This window comes from Arenibacter algicola, from assembly GCF_000733925.1.
In the GTDB taxonomy this organism is placed as follows: domain Bacteria; phylum Bacteroidota; class Bacteroidia; order Flavobacteriales; family Flavobacteriaceae; genus Arenibacter; species Arenibacter algicola.
The window spans coordinates 456,136-479,589 of record NZ_JPOO01000001.1 but is presented as its reverse complement, the minus strand read 5'-3'; the positions used below and the strand labels follow the sequence as shown (position 1 = coordinate 479,589).

Here is a 23,454-nt window from a genome sequence, read left to right as displayed (position 1 = left end):
TATTATTTTTTTATTAAAGGCTTAAATCAATTCCAAAGGTGAAAAACCTGGGTGTCGGCAAACTCGAATCGTTGGTACCGTCAGAATTTCTTCCATCAATATTAGTGGGTTCTGGATCGTAAAAATCCCAATGAGGCGCATAAACCGCAACATTTCTAGCGTTGGCATATAACCTAAGACTCTGTAAAGACAACTTTTCAAGAAAGGGTTTTGGAAATCTATACGCAATGGTAATATTACTTAATCGAATAAATGAAGCATCTCTCCAGATCGAAAAATTGGAACTACCATCACTGGAAAACAATCTGGCATAATCATTTATAGGGTTTTCAGGCGTCCAGTAAGGTGTTTGTATGGAATTGGTCCTATCGATAAAACCGTTTCTGTTTTTTGCCTCATTAAATACCCTCTTTTGCCCCCAATTGGAATACACCTCAAAGGAAAAATCGAAATTCTTCAACATGGTAAACCTGTTGGACATGGCCCAACTGAATCGCGGTGATCTATGACCCTGGAAAACATTATCCTCCACGGTGAAGTCCCCACTATTATCCACATCATTTATTTTCCAATCCCCCGGGAAAACACCATATTCGGCGGCTTCAGCAGCCTCATTTGTCTGCCAGATACCTATGGCTTCCTGACCCCAAATAACGTCTGTGGCCTGCCCTATAAAGCGTTGGTTTGTAATATCATCCAGTTCCTCCCCATTTTCGTCCAGATCACCGTACAATTTCCTGATCTTATTCCTGTTCAATGAGAAATTGAAATTGGTATTCCATTGAAAATTCTCCCTATTGATATTTTGCGTGGCCAAGGTAAACTCCAACCCTTTGTTTTCTATCTCACCTAAATTGGTGGTCACATTATTAAAACCTATAATATTCGGTAACTGCCTGGTAACAATAAGATCGTTGGTAATATTCTGGTAGGCCTCAATGGAACCTTCAACAATTCCGTTGGCCAAACTAAAGTCCAATCCTAAATTGGTCGCCTTGGTACGTTCCCATCTTAACTCGGTATTTTCTTGGGTTCCGTTATCAAAAGTTGGTACGGTTATAACATTTCCACCGGCATCAACATTTAGATATTTATTGGCATTTAACCTAGATAAGGCTGTAAACCTACCAATATCACGGTTCCCATTCTCCCCGTAAGACAATCTAAGTTTAAGGAAGTTAACAAATTCCGAATTAAAAAAAGATTCATTGGAAATGGTCCAAGCCCCGGCTATTGATGGAAAATATGCCCTCTTATTGGTTTCTCCAAAGGCAGAGTAACCATCCCTACGCATTGTCAGGGTAAGAAGATAACGGGAATCGTAATTGTAATTCAAACGAGTCATTACCGCATCGCCAGTACTTGTTTCATCTTCACTATCCACCGTCTGCACCGTACCCAATTCCAAAGCACTATAACCTAGGGCATCACTGGGCTCAAAGGTGTTTGCCCTGGCCCGGGTGAAATAACTTTGATATTTTTCGCCGTACACCAAAAACATCAAATTAAAAGAATGCTTGTCAATGGTCTTATCCCAACGCAAAATGTTGTCCAATTGCCATTCATTGATCTTGGTCACTTGTCTCTCTGCCGAACCTACTACGTTTTGTGGACTAGCTGCCATGGCATGGTTGTAATATTCTTGAAATTCCAAGCGGTTGGTATACCCCACTTCATATGAAAAGCCCAATGGCAACTTAATCTTGGCATACACCCTTGAATTAAATGTATGATCCAAGTCTATGCGATCATTAAATTTTTGAGCCAAAAATGCGTTAACCGCCCCTGCTCCATTGTCATCCTGAGGGCTTAGACGGATATTTCCCTCATCGTCAAATTCAGAACCCCAAGGTGAAGATCTTTCAATTTGACCTCTATCTGCCGCAATAAAACCTTCATTACGCTTGGCAAATTGGGTATTCATACCTACGGTTAACCAATCCGTAATTTTAGCATCCAAATTTAAGCGCGAACGTAGAGCCTCAAACTTTTCACCGTTTACTATACCCTCGTTGGAAGTACGGCCAATGGACCAATAGTAGTTCAACCCACCATTTCGTCCGGAGATACTAGTGTTGATATCGTTACGAAATCCAGTCTGCATAATTCGGTCGTACCAGTTAATGCTGTTACCGGCCAAATAGTTTTCTATTTCCACATCCTGAAATCCTATCCTGTTCAGCCAAGCCCTTGTAGGGTCTCCGGCAGACCCATCATAGGCCAGCCATTGATCCAAGGTTACCCCGGCCGGCAAGTTATTGGGATTATCATATCTTCCTGGATCGTCAATGGTGTTCTGCGGGTTAATACTTTTAAATACATCTGTTCTCCAGTCTGCGTAACCCTGGGCATCATAAGGTCTTTCCTTATAGGCATCCGTTGCTATCCCAACACTGGTATTAATATTAATAGTTGGCTTATCGCTAGTACCTCTTTTGGTGGTGACCAAAATTACGCCGCTGGCTCCTCTGGCCCCATAAACGGCAGCAGAACTGGCATCTTTCATAACATCCAGTTTATCAATATCTGCGGGAGCTATATCGGACAAGTCTCCATTATATATCATTCCGTCCACAACTATCAAAGGACTAGACCCGGCACTAAGACTATTGTTACCACGAATCCTAATTTGACTGGTGCCTTTTGGAGAGGCAGAAAGTCCGATACTAAGACCAGCTACATTACCTCTCAACACATCGGTAACCGAGTTCGTAGATTGATCGGAAAGTGCATCGGCATCCACTTGTGAAATTGCTCCGGTAAGATCTTTCTTTTTCACCGCACCGTAACCCACCAAAACCACCTCGTCCAAGGTAGAAGCCGTGGCTTGCATGGTGACATTTAATACAGAATTACCATTTATGGGCACTTCCTGAGTTTCGAAACCAACATAGCTAATGGTCAATGTGGCGTTCGGATTGGCCACCTCAAAGCTAAAGTTTCCATCAAAATCGGAAACTACGCCGTTGGTCGTTCCCTTTTCAACAATGGATGCACCAGGCAAGGGAAGGCCCAGATCATCAATCACGGTTCCCGAAACCATGAAGCCATCTTGTCCATAGACAGAAGCTGAAAATAAGGTGCACAACAGCATCATAAGTATTAGAGCGCTGCACCTAACTTTTTTAAATAAATTTCTCATACATAATTTTTTAAAGTTGGTAGTTATTGAATTTAAGTCGCACCGTGATGAGTCAAATCACAGCTTCATTGCGAACAAATCTAATTAATTGCATTTTATTACGCAACCGATTGCGTAATAAATATTACTTTATTTCACAACTAACCTCACAAATGTGTAATTTTTATATACATATATTACTTATTCTATATTTTTATACGAAATTATCGTTGTTGTTTTAATTAATACATTTTATTATGTAATATTGTTTCGAAACCTGTGCAACAATTTTCAGGGATGAACCCATGAGCAAGAAAATAACCATATACGATCTGGCCAAAACGCTAGGTGTTTCGGCCGGAACGGTAAGTCGAAGTCTTAACGACCATCCATCAATAAGTATGAAAACCAAGGAAAGGGTTATCTCAATGGCCAATGAGCTGGGCTATAAGACCAATAAATTTGCAGTAAACCTCAGCAAACAGAAATCCAATACCATAGGGGTCATCGTTCCTAAATTAAATTCCATATTTATGTCCACCGTATTGGCGGGGATCGAAAAAATAGCGAACGAGGCCGGTTATAATTTGATCATAAGTCAATCCTTGGAATCCATGGAAAAGGAAAAAATAAACGCAAAAACCTTATATGATAGCGGCGTAGACGCCCTTTTGGTTTCGTTGGCCTACGACACTTCCAATTTTGACCATTTTGCGCATTACATCCGCAACAAAATCCCCCTTATATTTATTGATAGGGTACACAATTTACCTAATTGTTCCACGATAATCATCAATAACAGGTTGGCCGGATTTGAAGCTACGGAACATTTGATATCATTAGGCTGCAAAAACTTACTTTACGTTGGCGGAAATATAAAACGTAACGTATATTTGGACAGGCTGGAAGGGTTTAAGGACGCTATGGAGAAACACCAACTTGATTTTGACCAGACCCATTTCTTGGAAACCGATCTAAGTCCTGATGACGTGGATTCCGTGATTAATTATATAAAAAGTATGAAAAATGCGGTAGACGGACTTTTTGTGTCCAGTGATAATTTTGCCGCCCATATCATCAAAGCATTAAAAAGAGAGAATTATAAAATTCCACAGGACGTAAAAATAGTCGGCTTTAACAATGACCCTATATCGGATTTGGTTACCCCTACTTTAACCACCGTAAATTACCCTGGATACGAAATGGGAATTTTGGCGGGACAAAGTGTAATAAGTCAGTTGAACGGCAGTATCAACTTGCAGCCCGCCAATTCCATTACCCTTAGACATAAATTAATAAAGAGAGAATCCACATTTAATTAATTATTTACAATGAACAAAGCAGTTTACACCTTACTAACTTTTCTTTATGTTGGCACAATTTTCGCCCAAGGACTAGAAGAATTTCCAATAACCGACCAATGGCTTTCCAAAATAGAATCTTTGGCACCGTCCGCGCCGAGGGTCAAGGCCGATGTAAAAAAAATATTGGTCTTTTCACAGCATACAGGATTTTACCATTGGACCATTCCCCACAATGACGAAATGCTGAAAATTTTGGCTACAAAATCCGGGGCCTTTGAGGTTACCATTGCAAGGGACATTGACAGTTTTGAGAAGAAGAACTTAAAGCAATACGATGCCATAATCTTGAACAACTCAAATCCGGCAGGGCCAAAAAGGGACCTGTTCTGGGATTTGTTAAAGAAGAATAGTAGCCTGGACGACAATTCCATTGCCATAAAGGCCGCAGAATACGAAAATAATTTGATGGATTATGTGGCCAAGGGAGGCGGTTTAATGATCCTTCATGGAGCCATTACCGTACAGAACAACTCCAAGGAATTTAGCAAAATGACAGGGGGCAGCTTTGACTACCACCCCAAGCAACAGGAAATGCACTTAAAAGAGGTTAATCCAAACCACCCTATGGTACAGGCCTTTAAAGGAAATGGATTTACCCATGTGGACGAGCCCTATTTCTTCAACAATGCTTATTCCGATTATAATTTTAGACCGCTACTGTACATTGAAGCGGACAAACTGGAAGGGGTTAAGAAGGCAGTCAGTGACAATACCATATATGTTTCCTGGATCAAGAGGCATGGTAAAGGCAGGGTATTTTACACCTCTCCATCCCACAATGCCCAAAGTATGGACAATCCGGAATTGCTTCAGTTCTTCTTGGATGGCATGCAATATGTGGTAGGTGATCTGATATGTGACGATAGCCCAATCGGGGTAAATTAGTGGGCAGGAACTTGTTAAAAGTTGAAAGTCATAATGTTGAAAGTTCAGCTTAGTATTGAGTACATAGTATTGAGTATTGAGATTGAAGAGTATTCAGTAGGCAGTGGCAGTTGGCAGGGAAAAAGTTTCAGGTTTAATGTTGAAAGTCATAAAGTTTAAAGTGAGTCTAATGCTAAATTCTAGTATCTAAAGTCTAACGTCAAGAATCTATATCTAACTTCTAGAATCCAGCATCTAGCATCTCATTTCTAATATCTCAATTCTAATATCTAGTCTAATATCTAGCATCTAATATCTATTGCTTACGGCTTATTAAAATCGAAGTAGTTCTTGGCGTTGTAATAGGATATATCGGACACAATTTTACCCAATAACTTTTCATCTGTCGGCAACTCGCCATTTACAACATCATTGCCAATTAGATTGCATAAGATCCTTCTAAAATATTCGTGTCTTGGAAAGGATAAAAAGCTCCTGGAATCGGTCAGCATTCCCACAAAACAGCTTAAAAGGCCCATATTGGATAGGGCATTCATTTGTTTTTCCATTCCGTCTTTCTGATCCAGAAACCACCAACCTGAACCGAACTGCACCTTTCCCTTAACGGTTCCGTCATTAAAATTACCTACCATAGAAGCTATTACTTCATTATCGGCAGGATTAAGGTTATAGATTATGGTTTTTGCCAATTGATCCGTCCCGTCCAGTTCGTTCAAGAAACCACTCAATGCACGTGCCTGTGAAAAATCGCCTATAGAATCGAAACCGGTATCCGGGCCCAATTTGGACAATAGCCTTTTGTTATTATCACGGATAGCCCCAATATGGAATTGCTGCACCCATCCTTTTTTGTGATAACATCTTCCTAAAAATAGCAACACCTGTGCCTTGAAATATTGGACTTCTTCCACAACAAGAGTTTTACCATCCAAAGCTTTTTTAAACAAACTTTCGGCATTATAGGTACCTTCCTTAAAATAATAGAGTTGTTCCAATCCATGATCCGCAAGCCTACCACCCTGTTCATGAAAATAGTCAACTCGTTTTTCTAAAGCTGCCAACAAATCCTTATACGAAGTAATATTAACGTTCGCAGCCTGACCCAATTTTTCCATATAGGCAACATAGGTACTACCCTGTTCTATGGCAAACGTCTTATCCGGGCGGAAGGTTGGAAATACTTTAGGCGAAATCCCTTTTTGCTTAATGTTTTTATGAAATTGAAGGGAATCTATAGATTCGTCTGTAGTACACAGGGACTCTACTTTTTGCTGTTGCAATAATCCCACGGTATTGTGGGAACTTTGCTGTAACATTGCCGAAGTACGCTCATATATTTCCTCCGCATTCTCTGGCCCCAACAACTCCTGTACCCCAAAATAGCGCTGAAGTTCCAAATGGGTCCAATGGTACAAAGGGTTTCTTACGGTATAAGGCACTGTTTCGGCCCATTTAAGAAACTTGTCCTTGTCCGTAGCATTACCGGTGATATAGCGTTCATCTATCCCAAAAGCCCGCATGGCACGCCATTTATAATGATCCCCTGCCAACCAAGCTTGACTGATGTTTTCAAAAATCCGGTTCCCATCAATCTCCTGGGGCGGCAAGTGATTGTGATAATCAATTATGGGCAATTCCTTTGCATAATTGTGATACAAGGTTTTGGCAAAGTCGCTCTGCAATAGAAAATCATCATTAATAAAAGTCTTCATCTTACTACCGAATTTAATTTAAATTTTATTTTACCCTAACACTTTCTTTGTTCAAGAAAACAGATAAAATCCCTTAGGTTATTTTCCAATCTGTTCGAACAATTCCTTTTCGGTATATTCCATACCATCTTTAGAGGAAACACCTCTTAATTCCTTTATTTTTTCCGGCTTCAATCCTTTTGGGTTAACCGAAAATGCATTGGTCACATAGGATATTATATCCGAAATATCCTTATCCGAAAGACTTTTATTGTACTTCAGGCCTGGCATTTGATGGTTGTTATCATATACCTCCCCATTGATAAGCAATGGCCCCTTTAGTCCGTGAAGAATAATAAGCCCTAATTGTTCCAAATGGTTGGAAATATACTCGGACCCAACCAATGGCGGTGCCAATCCACGGATACCTTCACCACTACTGGAATGGCAGGAGGCACATATTTGTCGAAAAAGTATGGCTCCATTGGTTCTAGAATCTGCCCGTGCAATCTGGGTTGAATAAATGTAATTAGGTCTATTGTTTTCTTGCCTTTCCAAACTTGCCGCCGCCAATACATCAAGGTCCATATTCTTCAAATTGTCCTTCTCCTCCAACTTTAACTTCAAAGCCGACATAACTCCTTCGGAACCACTTAGTATAGCTTCTTGAACTATAACATTATCTTTATATTTAGAGGACAGATCATAAATAAAAGAAAAAAACACTTCTTGATCATATTTGGCCCAGATGCCCAACGTTGTGGACAGATATAGATCCAACATGGGTTCATTCCTGTTCAACAGTTCGGCAAAAAGATCTTTTGCTTTGGGAACATTTTTTTCAGAGGCATAATCCTCCATTAGGACCAAAGCATGCGCTGTAGCTTCGGGACCACCACTTATGGCCAATTGCTGCAGGAAGTCGAAAGATAGTACATTAAGGCCTTTTAAGACATAAAGCGCGTGTAATTGTGCCAAAGGGCTTTTGTTGTCCAAAGCCATTTCTTTGAGTCCGGGCAAAACGCCTTTATCATTTTTATGAATCAGATATTGTTGGGCCCTATCCCGTATCCAACCATTGGAATCCTTCAAAAAATCCAACAATCGGGGTGCAGGTAAAGTCTCCAGGTCAGGAATTTCCCTTGCCAGCTTGTCCTTAGACCGAACCCGTAATATCCTTCCATAATCTAGAATGGTATCCAATTTCTTCTCTGCCGATATCTTCTTTAAATAAGGGCTCAAAAATGCATAATGTTGAATTACACCTCTGTGCATATCTACCACATACATATTACCATCGGGCCCGTTGGACAAATTCACAGGCCGGAAACCTTCATCCGTAGATGCCAAAAATTCTTTTCCCTGCCAGGCTTGTTTGGCCTCAACACGATCTCCATAAAAGGATAGGATATTTCTTTTTATCAGATTGGCCTCAGGAACACAAACAAAGACATTTTGATCATAATCGGCCGGGAACATTCCTCCCCTGTAGACCAATGGCCCACAGGCCGCCGTAACATTGACCAAGAGACTGTCCTGGTTTAAAACCCCCTCTTCATATCCTCGATTCACAGATGCCGCATGCAAGGGATAAACCCGATTATCCTTGGTCAAGGTTTCATCGACCCCCTTTCTGGGAATAAAATATTTATTGCGGACCAATCTATTGGGAAGTATATGATCGCCCAAAAGTTGGGTAGAATTATTGTTGTAATAAAGCCTTCCAAAATTATCATGGGAAATACCCCATTGCCCTCTGTTGGTTGTAGGTTCCTTTTTCCACACTCCGTCTTTACGTTGGTATCTGAAATTGGATTTGGCATTATAGATCCAATTATCCAAATTCATCATTAAGCCATTGGGTTGATGTTCAGGGTTGCCCACAGTAGCATAAAGAGAATCTACCAACACCCTATTTACCGGTTTATCATCCTCAATCTCAACAAACCAAAGATTAGGGGATTCTGCGTAAAGCAACCCGCCATAAACGAGCGCCAAAGCCCTTGGCATTACCAAACTATCCAAAAATGTCTTGGCATGGTCCATAATACCATCATTATTAAGATCTTCCAGAATTTTAATGGACCCGCTGGGCAAATCCTCATCATCACCTTCCAAATTAACCATAAATCCCGCCATTTCAGCGACCCATATGCGTCCTTTAGTATCGAAATCTATAGCTACCGGAGCCGTCAAAAGGGGTTCGGAAGCCACCATCTCCAATTCAAAACCTTCTTCTACCCTATAATCCTCCAGTGAAATCTGGGGCTCATTGAAAGACGGTTTACATGAAAAAACGATAAGCGAAAGAGAAAAGAATAAACAAAATGATAATCTCATTAATATTGGTGGTTTGTATTCTGAAATTTTGACAAGGCCACTAAATTAATACAGAGGTATTTAAAATACTAATGGATTAATATTTATTTGGCAAAAAACAGACCAACATAACAGTACTTTATATATTTGGAGGATATTCCAGCATTAACGTCAACAGGAACAGGCCAAAAGTTAAGACCACGCAAAATGAGCCATGCCGTTATAGTGCAGCAAAACTAGAAGTCAATAAGAATCGCTACCCTTCAATTTCCTGAGCCAATTCCTTAATTTTGGCATCTGTCAGTGGCTTGGCTATAAAACCATTGACCATACCATAATTCTTGGCGCGCTCTATATCCCTAGAATCTACAGAAGAACTTAAAATATATATCCTAATATTATTTTCCTCGGATAATTTACCAAACTCGTCCAAGAACTCCCACCCATCCATAATGGGCATGTTCAAGTCCAAAAAAATAACCTCCGGCAAGCTCTCTTCAGATTCTATTAAAGGCGTTATTACATCCAAAGCCTCTTTCCCATTTTGACAGATCAGATAATCCGAAGCGAAACTATTGTTCCTTAAAAGTATCTTGGAGCCAAAAACAAATATAGGATCATCATCAATTATGCATATGGTATTAATCGTCATTCTTGTAAATATTGTTTACTTATGCATTTAAAAAATACATTTCTTGTTACCCTATAGAATTTGTTCGTTACTAATATAATTTATTTTCGCCAAATAGGACCTCTAATGTTTATTAACAAATTGTTATAAAATTTACAAAACAGCTTTTATGCCTCATTACCATCACTATCCGCAAATATTGAAATTGGTCATATTTTACAAAGCAATTCGAAAATATGCGGTGAACTTAGTACCCTTATTCAACTCACTTTCTACCTCTATCTTACCTCCCATGGCCTCTATCTGATTCTTACTGATAAAAAGTCCGATACCACGTGCTTCAGGGTGACTATGAAATGTTTTGTACATCCCAAAAAGCTTGGAACCATGCCGGTCCAAATCGATTCCAAGTCCATTATCCTCAAAACTCAAAAAGGCATATTCCCCTTTTTTTCCACTGGTAATTTTCAATTCTGGAAGTCGCTCTGGAGATCTATATTTTATAGCATTGGTAATTAGATTTAGAATAATACTCTCCAAATAGGCATGTACTGCCAGTACATTAATATTGACATCCACCTCGGCAAGAATTGTAGCTTTGTTTTTCTTGACCACGGGATCAACAGTCTTCATGGCCTTATGGACTCTTTTCGATAAATTTTGAGAAGTTAAGGTGGAGCTCACTTGTGAATTTATCTCTACAATCTCGCTTAACTGGCGAATGGTTTCGTTCATATTATCCGAAACCACCTTAACGTTACGGTAGTATTCATTTTCAAGTACTTTTGGATCATCTTGCACTGCCAGATCCAAGAGCATGGAAATATTGCTGGTATGCGATCTTAAGTTATGCGAAACGATATGAGCAAAATTGGTGAGTCGGTTGTTATGCTCCGTTAGATTTTCGGTCATTTGTTTTTTGTCAGAAATATCTTGGATTTGGGCCACGAAATGCATGAGCTCCCCCTTATCGTTCTTTACCGCCGCTACTGCCTCATAAATCCAAATATAATTTCCATTCCTATGTCTGCAGCGCTTTTCCATTTTAAACCCATCTAGGGTAACAATAGTCCTTTCAAATAGATCTTTTGCTGACTCCACATCCTCAGGGTGAATAAAATCGAATACCGTTCTTTCAAGAATCTCCTTTTCCCCATAGCCCAATATCTCACAGATTTTCGGGTTGGCCTTTTGCAGTCTTCCCTTTAAATCTATAACAACCATACCTATAGCGGCATGCTCAAAAGTTGTTCTAAATATTTCTTCGCTAAAAGCAAGTTCCAATTTTAATCGCTTTTCACGGTCAATATCCTGCATAAGCCCAGATATCCGAATACATTTCCCATTTTTAAATTCTGGCACTCCGATATGACGTGCCCAAAATACTCCTTTCGACTTACTTAAAATTTCAGATTCAAAATCGAAACTTTTACCTTCCGCTACAGCCAAATTCAAAATTTCCATAATTCGATCTTGATCCTTTTTAAGAGCGTAATTGGCAATTGAAAATTCCAGCTTATGCGGCTTATAGTTATCGGCCTCCAACATTTTTATGAGATTCTCACTCCAGGTCACCTTATTCTCCTGAGGTAAATATACCCACGAACCTATCTTCCCTATTTCATGGGAACGCTCCAAGAGATTTTTATTTTCTATAAGTAATAATTCACTTTTCTTACGATCGGTAATGTCCTCAACCTGGGACAATAGATGCATATATTCCCCCTTATCGTTTTTAATGGCCGATAAGGAGTGATTAACCCAAATGATATCCCCATCTTTATGTACAAACCTCTTTTCTACCTTATAAGAATCCCTTTTCCGCTCCAAAACCTCGAACATTAAGGCCTGAGATTTTGCATAATCGTCGGGATAAGTAATATTTACTAAGGTCAATTTACGCAATTCCGCCTCAGAATAGCCAATAATACGGCTAAGACTACTGTTGGACTTCTGCAAATTTCCGTTCAAATCAATAAAGGCCATACCATGCTGGGCATGTTCAAAGGTCTGCCTCATCTCCTCTTCCTTGACCGCTAAATCCTTTGTGGCCCTTGTCTTTTCATCAATATCATGAAAAAAACCATATAATCTGGTACAGACCCCATCCACCATTTCTGGAATTCCTATAGTTCTGGACCAAAATACCCTTTGGGCAGTTGTAACTACCTTTAGTTCAAGATCAAATCCCTCCCCCTGTTCAACAGCTCTTCTTAATGCCTCTATTAGGATTTCCCTATGCTCCCCTTCCTGAAAAAAAGGATACACTTCCTCCAATGTAGGTTTATAATCCTCTGACACCTCTACCATTTTTTTTATGGTAGGACTCCAATAAACAGAATTTGAAACCAAATCCAGCTCCCAAATCCCAATACGCACTGCATCGTTAATGCGCTGCATTACCTGGGCATTATGGGCCAGCAACAATTCATTGTGCTTACGCTCCGTTATATCCTGCACCTGGGAAACATAATGTATTACCTGTCCTTGATCGTTATGAATAGCGGACATAGAAATGTTGGCCCAAATAACAGAACCGTCCTTATGTATAAACCGATGTTCTAGTTTTATATTTTTATGCTTGCCCTGGAATAATTCTTCTATATACTTTCTGTTCAATTTTAAGTCCTCCGGATGCGCCATGTTGGCCAGGTCAATCTTTTGCAATTCTTCCTCGGTGTAACCTAAAATATGGCATAAACTTTTGTTTGCCTTTAATAGTTTATTTTCAATATTAATTAAGGCCATTCCCATGGCAGAGTGGTTAAAGGTCTGCCTAAATTGCTCCTCTCTAAACTTAATTTCCAGCTGTACCTTTTTAATTTCATCAATATCCTGAATTAGCCCATACAACCTTAAAGACTTATTCCCCCTGTATTCGGAAGCACCTATTACCCTTACCCATTTCAATTTGCCTTTCTGGGTTTTTATTTGCAACTGCTCATCAAACTCCATCGGTTTTTCAAAGGATTCTGAAACAACCTTCTTTATGCGTTCACGATTTTCACCTTCCAAATAGAAATCCAAACCAGCTTCCACTGTTGGCGTATAATCTTTCGACACCCCGTGTATTTGCTTATTCACCTTGCTCCAAAAAACAGTGTTTTCCTCTTCATCCACTTCCCAATAGCCAATTTTCGCAATTTCACTGGACCTCTCAAAAAGATTCTTATACTTCTCCAATAAAATTTCATTGAATTTACGATTACTTATATCGAAATGAATGCCCGATACGATTTCTGGAAGACCGTCCGCACCGTATTTGGTAACCTCTCCGCGACTTAAGACCCAAACCCAATGCCCCATTTTATGAAGCATTCTAAATTCTACCTCATAAATACCACTTTCTTTTATATGATTTTCCAAGGAAACATCTATCCTCTCAACATCCTCTGGATGAACCAGATTTAAAAAGGCATCATAGGTTAATGGTTCCAATTCGGCCAAGGTATATCCGATCATATCTGCCCATCTTTCATTACAAATAACCTTCCCTGTTAAAAGATTGCCCTCCCAGACCCCGATATTGGCACCTTTGATTACATTTTCGTAATAATCCTTGTTGATCTGTAATTGCCTTTCACTTTCCATGTACCTATCTATACATAGCGCTGTACCAATAAGGCCTTGGCAGTCTTTGGATTCGTCAACAACCAGTTTGCCCCTGAGGTTTAACCAAATATAATGTCCGTCCACGAGGTTGAACCGTACATCAATATTCAATGAATTATTAGGGGAATTGGATAATAGGCCTTGAAAAGCACTTTGGACCCCCTCTAAATCCTCTGTATGAACCAAGGATAAAAAATCTATCTGTACGGAGGTATTTGGGTGCGGAGAATAACCGAGCAATTGCGCAAACTTACCATTAATATATCCACTTTCAGGATGTACCGAATTCCAGCACCATAGGCCGTCCATTAAACTTTCTCCAGCAAAATTGAAAAAATCATTTTCCTTTTTTAATAGATCATTAAATGTTTTTTCTAGTGCAGTGCTGTTGTTTTTTGGCATAAAATATTCCTTAAAATAATACGTAAAATTCCCTAACCATTACAAGAGAGATGGAATTTCAATTTATATCTTGCACAGAAACCCAATGAATTATTATAATCCACACTATAGCTAACAATGCACAGCCTTGTTGGTTACATTTTTAGCGACATTAATTTACTACTTGAAAGGAGAGGGGGGAGTACCTTGTAGTCGTAACAGATTCCCTATTGCATTGGCAAATTACTATTATTGCGCTTTAACCAATTATGGTCAAAGATAAGCAAAGTTAACGTTAGTACCTTAACGATTGCAAAACGAACAAATTACATGCTACAGGAGATTTTGGCCAACAATAGGAATACCTGCCATTTTACAAAAGAATTTATATCCAAAAAAATCGACATCCCTAGAACAATAAAAATCAGGAACATAACCCAATCACATAAATTCCCTAGGAATAGTATAGGTAGAAGAACCAGGAATACATGATGGGATAGCCTAGCAATAAGAAGTTACGTATGAATGGCCTTTCCGCTTAAGAAACAACGGAAAGGCATTATATCTAGGAATTTCCCACTTATTTAGCCTTGGCCCGTGCGCATTCCTTGATGTATTATTTACTCTTAGGCGGAATTCCTACTTGCGTTAATGTTACCGTACAGAGACCTAATAACTATTTTCTCATACAATTCTTTATATTCTGTTTCCTTGCTCATTTGCTGAAGGGCAAATTGTTGGATTACCAATAGAGGCAACACTATATTTTCACGAATTTTAACCGATTCACGTGAAACCGATTCTTTTTCCATTAAAATCTTGGATTCAGAAATAAGTAACAGCATTTCTTTGGAAAGCAAATACTCCTCATTCAGGATGTTCCAGAATTCACCATATTCCTCATCATCCTTCATATAACTGGTAAGTTCAAAATAACACTTGGCCAAGGACATCATACTATTGAGCATCAATGCCTTAAACAACGGAACTTCTTTGAATAATTTTTTCAGATCCTCCAATTTTCCTTGGTCCTTTAAAATCTTAATAGCCGTTCCGATTCCAAAATAACCTGGGACGTTCTGTTTAAGCTGACTCCAGGAACCTACAAAGGAAATGGCCCTCAAATCTGTGAGTTCAAGTTTTTTCTTATGGCCTCTTTTACCTGGCCTACTCCCTATATTTGCTTTTTGGTAGTATTTTAAAGTACTCTTGTTTTCCAAATAAGCAATAAACTTATCATGATTCTTTAATGCATCGTATTTCTCAAAACTCAGATCGGACAACTCCTCCAACAATTGTCTTGATTCCTTGGAAATAACATTTTCCTTGCCAAAAAAGTTATTCGATAGTCCAGCCGTTAATAATTGTTCAGAATTATGAATAAACTGCTCCTTTGTGCCATAGGTACTCGTAATGGTCTGCCCCTGAATGGTTAATTGAATTTCATTATTGGCAATGTCCTTGGTCTGAGCGGCATAAAATCTATGGGTCTTTCCTCCTCCTCTGGCCGGTGGACCACCGCGCCCGTCAAAAAATATGGCCTTTATATCGTTCCTATCACAAACGGCAGACAATTTTTCCTTGGTTTTGAAAATTTCCCAATTTGCTTTCACATATCCACCATCCTTGGTGCCATCGGAAAACCCGAGCATTATAGTCTGCTTATTATGGCGTTGGGCCAAATGTTTTTTATACTCTGGAAGATCAAACAATTCATTCATTGTATTTTCAGAACTTTCCATGCCTTTCATGGTTTCAAACAACGGAATAATATCGAAGGTAATCTTATCCGACTCCCAACCGCACCATCTAAAAAGCCCATATACAAATAGTACCGAAAAAACACTCTCGGAATTACTTATAACATATCGATTACAACCCTCCTCGCCATTTTTCTCCTGAATCCCCCTTAATTGTAGAATATTTTGTATTGTTTCTTTAACAATATCCTCTTCGTAATTCTGCACTTGAAGATCAATATCCTTATGGATTAAAATATCTATTAATTCCTGCTTATTCAATTCCCCGATATTCTCGGAAATTAATCCATTAGTTTTAAGAATGGCTTCTACAACCTGGGTATGAACGCTATGGTCCTGCCTAATATCCAAGGTGGCAAAATGTGTCTTAAAAATCTTCACTTTATCTATAAGATAATCCAAATCCTTTAGGTATAGCTTATGGTATTTTTCAATTAGCACCGACCTTATTTCAAGAAGGGGTTCAATAATTTCATCATAGCGCATAACCTTGCTGGTATCGAACATGGTATTGTACAAACGACCCCTTAAATTGGAAATTATATCCTGAAGATCCCTAAAGGTCAGTTTTTGCTGTAACTTTTTTATATCATGATAATAGCATTTCATTAAAGTAATACGCAACTCATCGGCGACATCTTTAGTGATATTGGATGTTACAAAAGGATTCCCATCCCTATCCCCTCCTGGCCAAAACCCCAATTTCATGATATTGTGATTGTTGAAATCCATGTCACCAATATTGTCCTTGATGTAAGCATAGAGTTCCCCTACGGCATCATAATATACATTTCTTAGAATATAAATTATGTTTTTTGCCTCATCCAAGGGTGTAGGCTTTTTGGCATTTATCAAGGAAGTTAGTCCCAATTGCTGAAGCACCAGATCAATATCATTTATTTTGTTTTCCAAAATAAGACTCCGTAAATTACCTATGATATCCAAGACTGCAGGAGTATAAAACTGCGTAGGGTGTGCAGTTAAAACGATACGCGCACTAAATGTCGACAGTTTTTCAGATATCTGGTCCCAACTTTTGTTTTTGTCTACCAATTGAAAATAATCCCCAATGGTCAGGGAACTACTGTGCTTCTGAAGCTTCGGAAAAGCAGCATCTTCAACACTATCATACAACACCACCTGTCTTTCCACATACTGTATTATCCGGAACATAAAATCTATCCTGTCCCTTTCCGAATCAATATTTGCATAATTTTGAAAAAAAGCATCCAATATTTCTTGGGGATTTTTACCTGATTTCAATCCTGTTTCTGCCTGATGCAGTAACAAAGGAATCAACATCCCAACATTTTCAATATTCTGGTACGGCAAATTAAGAAACAAGCTATTATAAATATTGAACTTGTTCTGGACCGATTTTTTAAATTCGTCTAATCTCTCTGATTGAAGCATACGTCTATAATTACATTCTACATAATCATGCTCCCTATAATTTAGGAACACGAATTTCAAACATTAAATATCGGTATATTTTTAGATTTGAAGGAGGAATTATGGGTCAAACATCAAAATTTAATGTGGACACCTCAAAATCAATGCACTTGACAACAATATTTTTTACAACGCAGGGCCATAAGGTACATTTACATTGTAATAATTAAAAAGTAATTTTTTCATTTTCATATAGTGTTCTCGTAAAAGAGCTTTGCCTGACCGGTAAGGCTCTTTTTAGTTTGGACCCATTTAAAGCAAAATAGGTCTATAATTGCGTCTTAACAATTGTCATCATGAAATGATGGGACTTATATTGGGGTGCCTGGCTATTGCCAAAACCATGCAAACCTTTGCACAATAAACTTCCCCCTATCTTTCGTATTATCAATATTTTATCGTTTTTTTGATTAATACGCTCTTCTATTATCAGTTATGATTTTTCAATGGCTTAAGCTTGTTTATCACATGAAAACGAATAAAAAATTCTTGTACCCCCTAGTTCTACCTTTCTTCTGGATAACAGTTCTATCTGCCCAAAATAAAATGGAAGTTGATTATGTAAATCCGCTAATTGGAACCCCCTCTTCTGGATTTATGGAAGGTAGGGATGGCGGTGGTACCATGCCCTGTGTGGGCACCCCTTTTGCCATGACCAATTTTGTGGCCCAGACGCGTGAAAATAAGATCAGTGAAATGCCATACTTTTATGAGGACAATACCATTCAGGGTTTTATGGCAACACACCAGCCCACGGTCTGGATGGGAGATTACGGCTACGTATCCGTAATGCCACAGGTAGGTAAGCTAAAGCTTCTTCCTAAAGACAGGGCCTTACCGTTTACCCATAAGGAAGAGATTTCGAAACCCAATTACTACAGCGTTTCCATGGGGGATAAAGGACAAAAAATTAAAGGGGAAATAGCCGCTGCCTCCCGCTGTGGCATCTTTCAATTTACCTTTCCAAAATCGGATGAATCGCATATCATTATTCAGGGCATTAATATTACCGAGAACAAGAAGGCGTTTCATGGCTATATACGCATAGATGAAAACAAAAGGGAGATTACCGGGTATAACCCTGAGCGAATGTCTTCCCATTTGGGTCCGGAACTTAAAAACTTTAAAGGTTATTTTATAATTCAATTCGATAAATCCTTTGAGCGATTTGGAACATGGAATTCTTTTAGAACAGAGCCCGATATCAATGAAATGGGCAGGGAACAGACAGGTGCAAGAATGGGTGGATACATAAGCTTCAAAACGGAAAAAAATGAAAAGGTCAAAGTTAAAATTGCCACTTCCTTTATAAGTTTGGAACAGGCCCGGGAAAACCTATCCAAGGAAATACCGCATTGGGATTTTGACAAAGTGGTGGAAAATACAGGAGATATCTGGCAGGAAAACCTTTCCAGAATTAAGGTAGATGGGGCTACCGAAGATCAAAAAAGTATTTTCTATACCGCCTTGTTCCACACCATGTTGTTCCCTAGGGAATTTTCGGAGTACGGACGTTACTACAGTCCGTTCGACGACAAGGTCCATGAAGGGGTTTCGTATAACGACTACTCCCTTTGGGATACTTTTAGAGCCCTGCACCCCCTACTGCATTTTACACATCCCGAAAGGGTAAGCCCCATGGTTCAGTCCTTGTTGCAGATGTACCAAGAAGGAGGCTGGTTGCCAAAATGGCCCAATCCAACCTATACCAATATCATGACCGGCACTCATGCAGATGCCGTAATTGCGGATGCCTATGTAAAAGGATTTAGGGATTACGACCTGGATCTAGCCTATGAAGCCATAAGAAAAAATGCAATGCACCCGCCTTACAGGGACACCGAAAAAGCTTGGGGCGATAGGGATGAAGGCACTTTGTACGAAGCCAGGGGCGGACTCACCTATTACCACTCACTGGGATATGTAGCTTCTGACAAGACTAGGGAATCCGTAACCAGGACCGTAGAGTTCGGTATAGACGATTATAGCATTGCCCAGATGGCCAAGGATATGGGTAAAATGGAAGACTATGAGCGATTAATGGGATGGAGCAAGAATTACAAAAACCTCTACAACAAGGAAACGGGATTCCTCAATGCCCGACTGTACAACGGCAATTGGGACAAAAACGAACAGGAAGGATTTACGGAAGGTGGGAGATGGACCTATTTATTCGGTGCCATGCACGACATTGAAGGAAGCATTGAACTCTTTGGCGGAAAGGAAAAGTTTGCCGCCAAATTAAATGAAAACTTTGATGGGCAGCACTACAGGCACGATAACGAACCTGGGCACCACTATGCCTACCTATTTAACTATGCCGGGCAACCCTGGAAAACCCAAGAGCTTATACGTAAGCACACCTCAACCATTAATTATAGGAATCATCCTCTAGGAATCAACGGAAACGATGATTGCGGACAAATGTCGGCCTGGTATGTTTTTGGAGTTATGGGATTTTATCCAGTTACCCCCGGAACCGAAATTTTTGCCATTGGAGCACCACAATTTCCCGAGTTCACCCTCAGATTACTCAAGGATGGAGCACCAAAATCCTTTAAAATAATTGCCAACAACCTGTCCGAAACCAATAAATACATTCAATCGCTTACTTTGGATGGAAAGTTGGTGGAGGAACCCTTTATTACCTATACCCAAATAATGAACGGCAATGTCCTCGAATTTGAAATGGGAAACAGTCCAAACCCAACTGCCTTTAAAAACAATTAGAAACGAAGGTAGCCTTGTTTTAAGTTTTTGGTTATTCCAAAAAGAACAAAGGGGATGGTTTCCACATTTTAAAACCATCCTCTTTAAATTTTATAAACTATGTCTTTTATTCTCCAGATATGTATCTTAACCAAGCCATTATTTCTTGGGTATGGAGATGATAATCGTTTATTTCCGACGGAAGGCCTTTTTGCTCCCTCAATTGCGAACAAAAATCCTGAACTTCTTTCAAGGATTCAAAAGCTGTGCTTTTGACTAGTTTTTCGGATAAAAATGAAGCTATCAAAGCCATTTCCGAAGTATTGAATTCAGGATGGTATTGTACCCCAAAAAATGATCCATTCTTATAGTCGAAAGTCATGCCCTGCACCTTGGAATGTGCATTACTGGCCAAAATTATAGCATTTTCAGGTGCTTCTGTCACCTCGTCATAATGGATACACAGGGCCGTAAACGGCGTTTTTCGATGTTTAAAAAATGGGCTTTCCTTTCCAGAAGCTGTTACTTCAATGGGCTTGGATATCCCAAACTCCAATCCATTAGGACTTAATGCCACCTTTCCCCCGGCCACTAAGGTGGCCACCTGCATCCCCCAACAGCTGCCGTAGAACGGCACGCCGCTTTCAAAAACCTCATCGGCAAAATTCAGTTGCCCATGAACATCCGGAATATCATCAAGAACACTTAAGGAACTTCCTGTCCATAAAACACCGTCATACTGCTTCAATTCCGCAACTGTTGGTAATCCGCCTGTACCATCTGCAGGAAAAGCAAAATCTGTCTGTGCCTTTGGAACCAATTCCTTAAGCATAACCTGAAACGTAAGATGATAGGGCTTTATCCCAAAAGCTCCCCGCTGTAAACGTGTTTGTTCGTTATTACCTTCTACAATTAATAGTTTCACACTTACAGTCCGTTTATATCTCCAGATACCGCGGCTCTAAAAAGCTGCTCCATATCCTTCGCGTTAACAGGTTTGGCATTTGAAGGAGTGGAAGGATCCTTATAGGCCATTTCCCCAATTTCCTGTGCATTATCCAAATTAATGTCTATTTCCTTTAAAGTATGCGGGATATTCAATTCTTTTCTCAAACCGATTATATAATTGATAATAGCATCGGCACCCTCCTTTTCCAGACCCAACACCTTACTTAAATGCACCATTCTTTCCTCTATTGCCGATTTGTTCTGTTTTAGGGCATAGGGCAATATTATAGCGTTTAACAAACCATGCTGTTTGTTGTAAATAGCGCCCAATTGATGGGCCACGGAATGCACGGATCCAAGTCCTTTTTGAAAGGCCGTTGCACCCATGGATGCCGCTACCAACATTTGGCCCCTAGCTTCCAAATTTTTCCCGTCCTTAACTGCTATTGGTAAATACTTGGCAATAATTCGGATAGCCTCAATGGCAATACCATCGGCCATAGGGTGGTACCCTGGAGCACAATAGGCCTCAATGGCATGTACCATAGCATCTACACCGGTCCAAGCCGTTATATGTGGTGGCAGGCCCAAGGTTAGTTCCGGATCCGATATCACGATTGCCGGTAACATTCTTGGGTGAAAAATGATTTTCTTGGTATGCTGTTTTTCATCCAATATTACCGAAGCCCTACCTACCTCCGAACCTGTACCTGCTGTGGTAGGGATGGCTACAATAGGTGCAATTCCGGCAGGATCTGCATAACTCCAATTATCTCCCACATCTTCAAAATCCCATAAGGACCTTGTTTGGCCGGACATAAATGCGATGGTCTTGGCCGCATCAATGGCAGATCCACCTCCAAAGGCAATGACCCCATCATGTTTGTTCTTTAAATAATGGGCCACCCCATCAACCACATTTTTTTCTGTTGGATTTCCCTGTACGTCACTATAGACCGTGAAATTCAACCCATCCCTTTTTAGAATGTTTATGGTCTTCCCAACTATATCCAGTTTTACCAAGCCTTCATCGGTAACAAATAAAGGGTTATTGATTCCCAATTTTTTGCATGCCTGCGATAGTTCGTTTATTCTACCATTTCCAAACCAGATGGTGGTAGGATAATTCCAATTTGTATTTGCTAATTGCATTAATTCTTATTTTTTAAATTCTATAAACTGATCTAAAATTTTTTACTTCCCTTTTCTAAAATTGAATGATTTAACCCGGGTAACATGGTCGTATCCCATTTTTGACAATGTAACGCCCTTGCCGGAATTTTTAACGCCCGTCCAAGCCAGTGCAGGATCTAAATAATCGCAACGGTTCATAAAAACGGTACCGGTCTCAATTTTCCTACCCAGATCAATAGCCCTATCCATATCGTTTGCCCAAAGGGAAGCGGTAAGTCCATACTGGGAATCATTCATTAACCTTAATGCCTCCTCATCGTTCTCCACCTTCATAATCCCAACTACGGGTCCAAAACTCTCCTCGGTCATTACCTCCATACTGTGATCCACATTGACCAGCACATGCGGAGATAAATAAGGCGTATCTTTTTTGGACGCTTTGAATAAAGATTCTGACACCAAAGATTTTGCCCCCTTACCCAAGGCTTGCTCTATTTGTTTTCTTACATAATTGGCCGCATCGGTCTTCACCATAGGCCCCAAATTGGTTTCTGCATCCAACGGATTCCCTAATTTGTACTGCTTGGTAAGTGCTACAAATCCATCAACAAACTTGTCGTAAAGCTTTTCATGAACATAAATTCTTTCAATACCACAACAGGACTGCCCACTGTTAAAAAAAGCCCCATCCACCAAATTTTCCACACTATTTTCCAAATTGGCATCGGCCATGACATAGGCAGGATCCTTTCCTCCCAATTCCAAACCACAGGGTATAAATTTGTTTGTCAAGGAATTCTGAACGGCTACTCCACCCTGTACAGAACCCGTAAAGTACACCCCGTCTATTCGATTATCACCAATTAACTGGGCCGTATTTTTATGGTTCAGGTGCAGTATCTGAAATACCCCTTTTGGCAGTCCGGCCTTGGCAGCTGCCTTGGCATAACGTTCCGCCACCAATGGTGTCTGGAAAGAATGCTTTAAAATAACCACATTTCCTGCCATTAAGGCGGGAACAATAGCATTTACTGAGGTCAAGAATGGATAGTTCCAAGGACTCAGCACGCTAACCACACCTATTGGAACACGCTCTACCCATCTTTTATCCGGATTCGCAGCATCTACAACTTTATAGTCGCCCAAAGACTCTTCCGCTATTCCTATCATATAATGGGCACGGTCTGCAAAGCCCTTTATCTCTCCAGGGGATTGTCCCAAGGGCCTCCCCATTTGCCAGGTTATTTCGAGGGCGATATAATTTTTATCCTCAACAATGGCTTCAACAAAGCCTGTAATAAATTTAGCACGCTCGGTAATGGAAAGATTGGACCAAAGTGGAAAAGCACTTTTCGCCTGATGTAAGGCCTGTTCAATATCTTTTGTGCCATGTTCTTCGGCAGTGAAATAAATAGTGCCGTCTATAGGTGATATGGTATTTATCATT

12 protein-coding genes are annotated in these 23,454 nt (G+C 39.8%); 3 read left to right on the top strand and 9 right to left on the bottom strand.

Annotated elements, in window-relative coordinates; genetic code table 11:
• Positions 1–13: 13 nt before the first annotated feature.
• Positions 14–3,142 (bottom strand): SusC/RagA family TonB-linked outer membrane protein, encoded by a 3,129-nt coding sequence (locus U735_RS0101955; protein WP_034247963.1) that lies wholly within the window; start codon positions 3,140–3,142, stop codon positions 14–16.
• 284 nt (positions 3,143–3,426) lie between these two features.
• On the opposite strand from U735_RS0101955, the gene U735_RS0101950 reads away from it, so the two are divergent.
• Together U735_RS0101950 and U735_RS0101945 are read left to right on the top strand one after the other, a co-directional pair.
• Complete coding sequence (locus U735_RS0101950; RefSeq protein ID WP_031442217.1) at positions 3,427–4,443, top strand: LacI family DNA-binding transcriptional regulator; 1,017 nt, start codon at positions 3,427–3,429, stop codon at positions 4,441–4,443.
• Between the two features lie 9 nt (positions 4,444–4,452).
• Positions 4,453–5,370, top strand: coding sequence for a ThuA domain-containing protein (locus U735_RS0101945; protein ID WP_031442216.1), 918 nt, complete (start codon positions 4,453–4,455; stop codon positions 5,368–5,370).
• 302 nt (positions 5,371–5,672) lie between these two features.
• On the opposite strand, the gene uxaC is transcribed toward U735_RS0101945, so the two are convergent.
• The 5 genes from uxaC to U735_RS0101915 form a co-directional block, all read right to left on the bottom strand.
• Complete coding sequence (gene uxaC, locus U735_RS0101940; RefSeq protein WP_031442215.1) at positions 5,673–7,082, bottom strand: glucuronate isomerase; 1,410 nt, start codon at positions 7,080–7,082, stop codon at positions 5,673–5,675.
• Positions 7,083–7,160: 78 nt separating this feature from the next.
• Positions 7,161–9,401, bottom strand: a complete 2,241-nt coding sequence (locus U735_RS0101935) for a DUF7133 domain-containing protein (protein ID WP_031442214.1) — start codon at positions 9,399–9,401, stop codon at positions 7,161–7,163.
• 235 nt (positions 9,402–9,636) lie between these two features.
• Positions 9,637–10,032 (bottom strand): response regulator, encoded by a 396-nt coding sequence (locus U735_RS0101930; RefSeq protein WP_031442213.1) that lies wholly within the window; start codon positions 10,030–10,032, stop codon positions 9,637–9,639.
• A 195-nt stretch (positions 10,033–10,227) separates the two neighbouring features.
• Positions 10,228–14,025 (bottom strand): PAS domain S-box protein, encoded by a 3,798-nt coding sequence (locus tag U735_RS0101925; RefSeq protein WP_031442212.1) that lies wholly within the window; start codon positions 14,023–14,025, stop codon positions 10,228–10,230.
• A gap of 605 nt (positions 14,026–14,630) precedes the next feature.
• The gene (locus U735_RS0101915; protein ID WP_031442211.1) at positions 14,631–17,177 is read right to left on the bottom strand and encodes a phosphoenolpyruvate carboxylase; all 2,547 of its coding nucleotides are present in this window, start codon (positions 17,175–17,177) and stop codon (positions 14,631–14,633) included.
• A 507-nt stretch (positions 17,178–17,684) separates the two neighbouring features.
• Here U735_RS0101915 and U735_RS0101910 point away from each other — a divergent pair.
• Positions 17,685–19,946 (top strand): GH92 family glycosyl hydrolase, encoded by a 2,262-nt coding sequence (locus U735_RS0101910; protein ID WP_031442210.1) that lies wholly within the window; start codon positions 17,685–17,687, stop codon positions 19,944–19,946.
• A 106-nt stretch (positions 19,947–20,052) separates the two neighbouring features.
• Here the strand turns inward: U735_RS0101910 and U735_RS0101905 are convergent, their stop codons facing one another.
• From U735_RS0101905 to U735_RS0101895, 3 genes are read right to left on the bottom strand one after another with little or no spacing between them, the layout of a single operon-like run.
• Positions 20,053–20,850: a type 1 glutamine amidotransferase gene (locus tag U735_RS0101905; RefSeq protein ID WP_146032819.1), complete on the bottom strand. Its 798-nt coding sequence runs from the start codon at positions 20,848–20,850 to the stop codon at positions 20,053–20,055.
• Between the two features lie 2 nt (positions 20,851–20,852).
• On the bottom strand, positions 20,853–22,025 hold the full coding sequence (locus U735_RS0101900; RefSeq protein WP_031442208.1) for an iron-containing alcohol dehydrogenase: 1,173 nt from the start codon (positions 22,023–22,025) through the stop codon (positions 20,853–20,855).
• A 42-nt stretch (positions 22,026–22,067) separates the two neighbouring features.
• On the bottom strand, positions 22,068–23,453 hold the full coding sequence (locus U735_RS0101895; protein ID WP_031442207.1) for an aldehyde dehydrogenase family protein: 1,386 nt from the start codon (positions 23,451–23,453) through the stop codon (positions 22,068–22,070).
• Position 23,454 lies beyond the last annotated feature (1 nt).

What these genes read in the sequence shown, in the direction of transcription:
- U735_RS0101955 (WP_034247963.1), bottom strand. Translation starts at nt 3,142, where the DNA reads ATGAGAAATTTATTTAAAAAAGTTAGGTGCAGCGCTCTAATACTTATG.
- U735_RS0101950 (WP_031442217.1), top strand. Translation starts at nt 3,427, where the DNA reads ATGAGCAAGAAAATAACCATATACGATCTGGCCAAAACGCTAGGTGTT.
- U735_RS0101945 (WP_031442216.1), top strand. Translation starts at nt 4,453, where the DNA reads ATGAACAAAGCAGTTTACACCTTACTAACTTTTCTTTATGTTGGCACA.
- uxaC (WP_031442215.1), bottom strand. Translation starts at nt 7,082, where the DNA reads ATGAAGACTTTTATTAATGATGATTTTCTATTGCAGAGCGACTTTGCC.
- U735_RS0101935 (WP_031442214.1), bottom strand. Translation starts at nt 9,401, where the DNA reads ATGAGATTATCATTTTGTTTATTCTTTTCTCTTTCGCTTATCGTTTTT.
- U735_RS0101930 (WP_031442213.1), bottom strand. Translation starts at nt 10,032, where the DNA reads ATGACGATTAATACCATATGCATAATTGATGATGATCCTATATTTGTT.
- U735_RS0101925 (WP_031442212.1), bottom strand. Translation starts at nt 14,025, where the DNA reads ATGCCAAAAAACAACAGCACTGCACTAGAAAAAACATTTAATGATCTA.
- U735_RS0101915 (WP_031442211.1), bottom strand. Translation starts at nt 17,177, where the DNA reads ATGCTTCAATCAGAGAGATTAGACGAATTTAAAAAATCGGTCCAGAAC.
- U735_RS0101910 (WP_031442210.1), top strand. Translation starts at nt 17,685, where the DNA reads ATGAAAACGAATAAAAAATTCTTGTACCCCCTAGTTCTACCTTTCTTC.
- U735_RS0101900 (WP_031442208.1), bottom strand. Translation starts at nt 22,025, where the DNA reads ATGCAATTAGCAAATACAAATTGGAATTATCCTACCACCATCTGGTTT.
- U735_RS0101895 (WP_031442207.1), bottom strand. Translation starts at nt 23,453, where the DNA reads ATGATAAATACCATATCACCTATAGACGGCACTATTTATTTCACTGCC.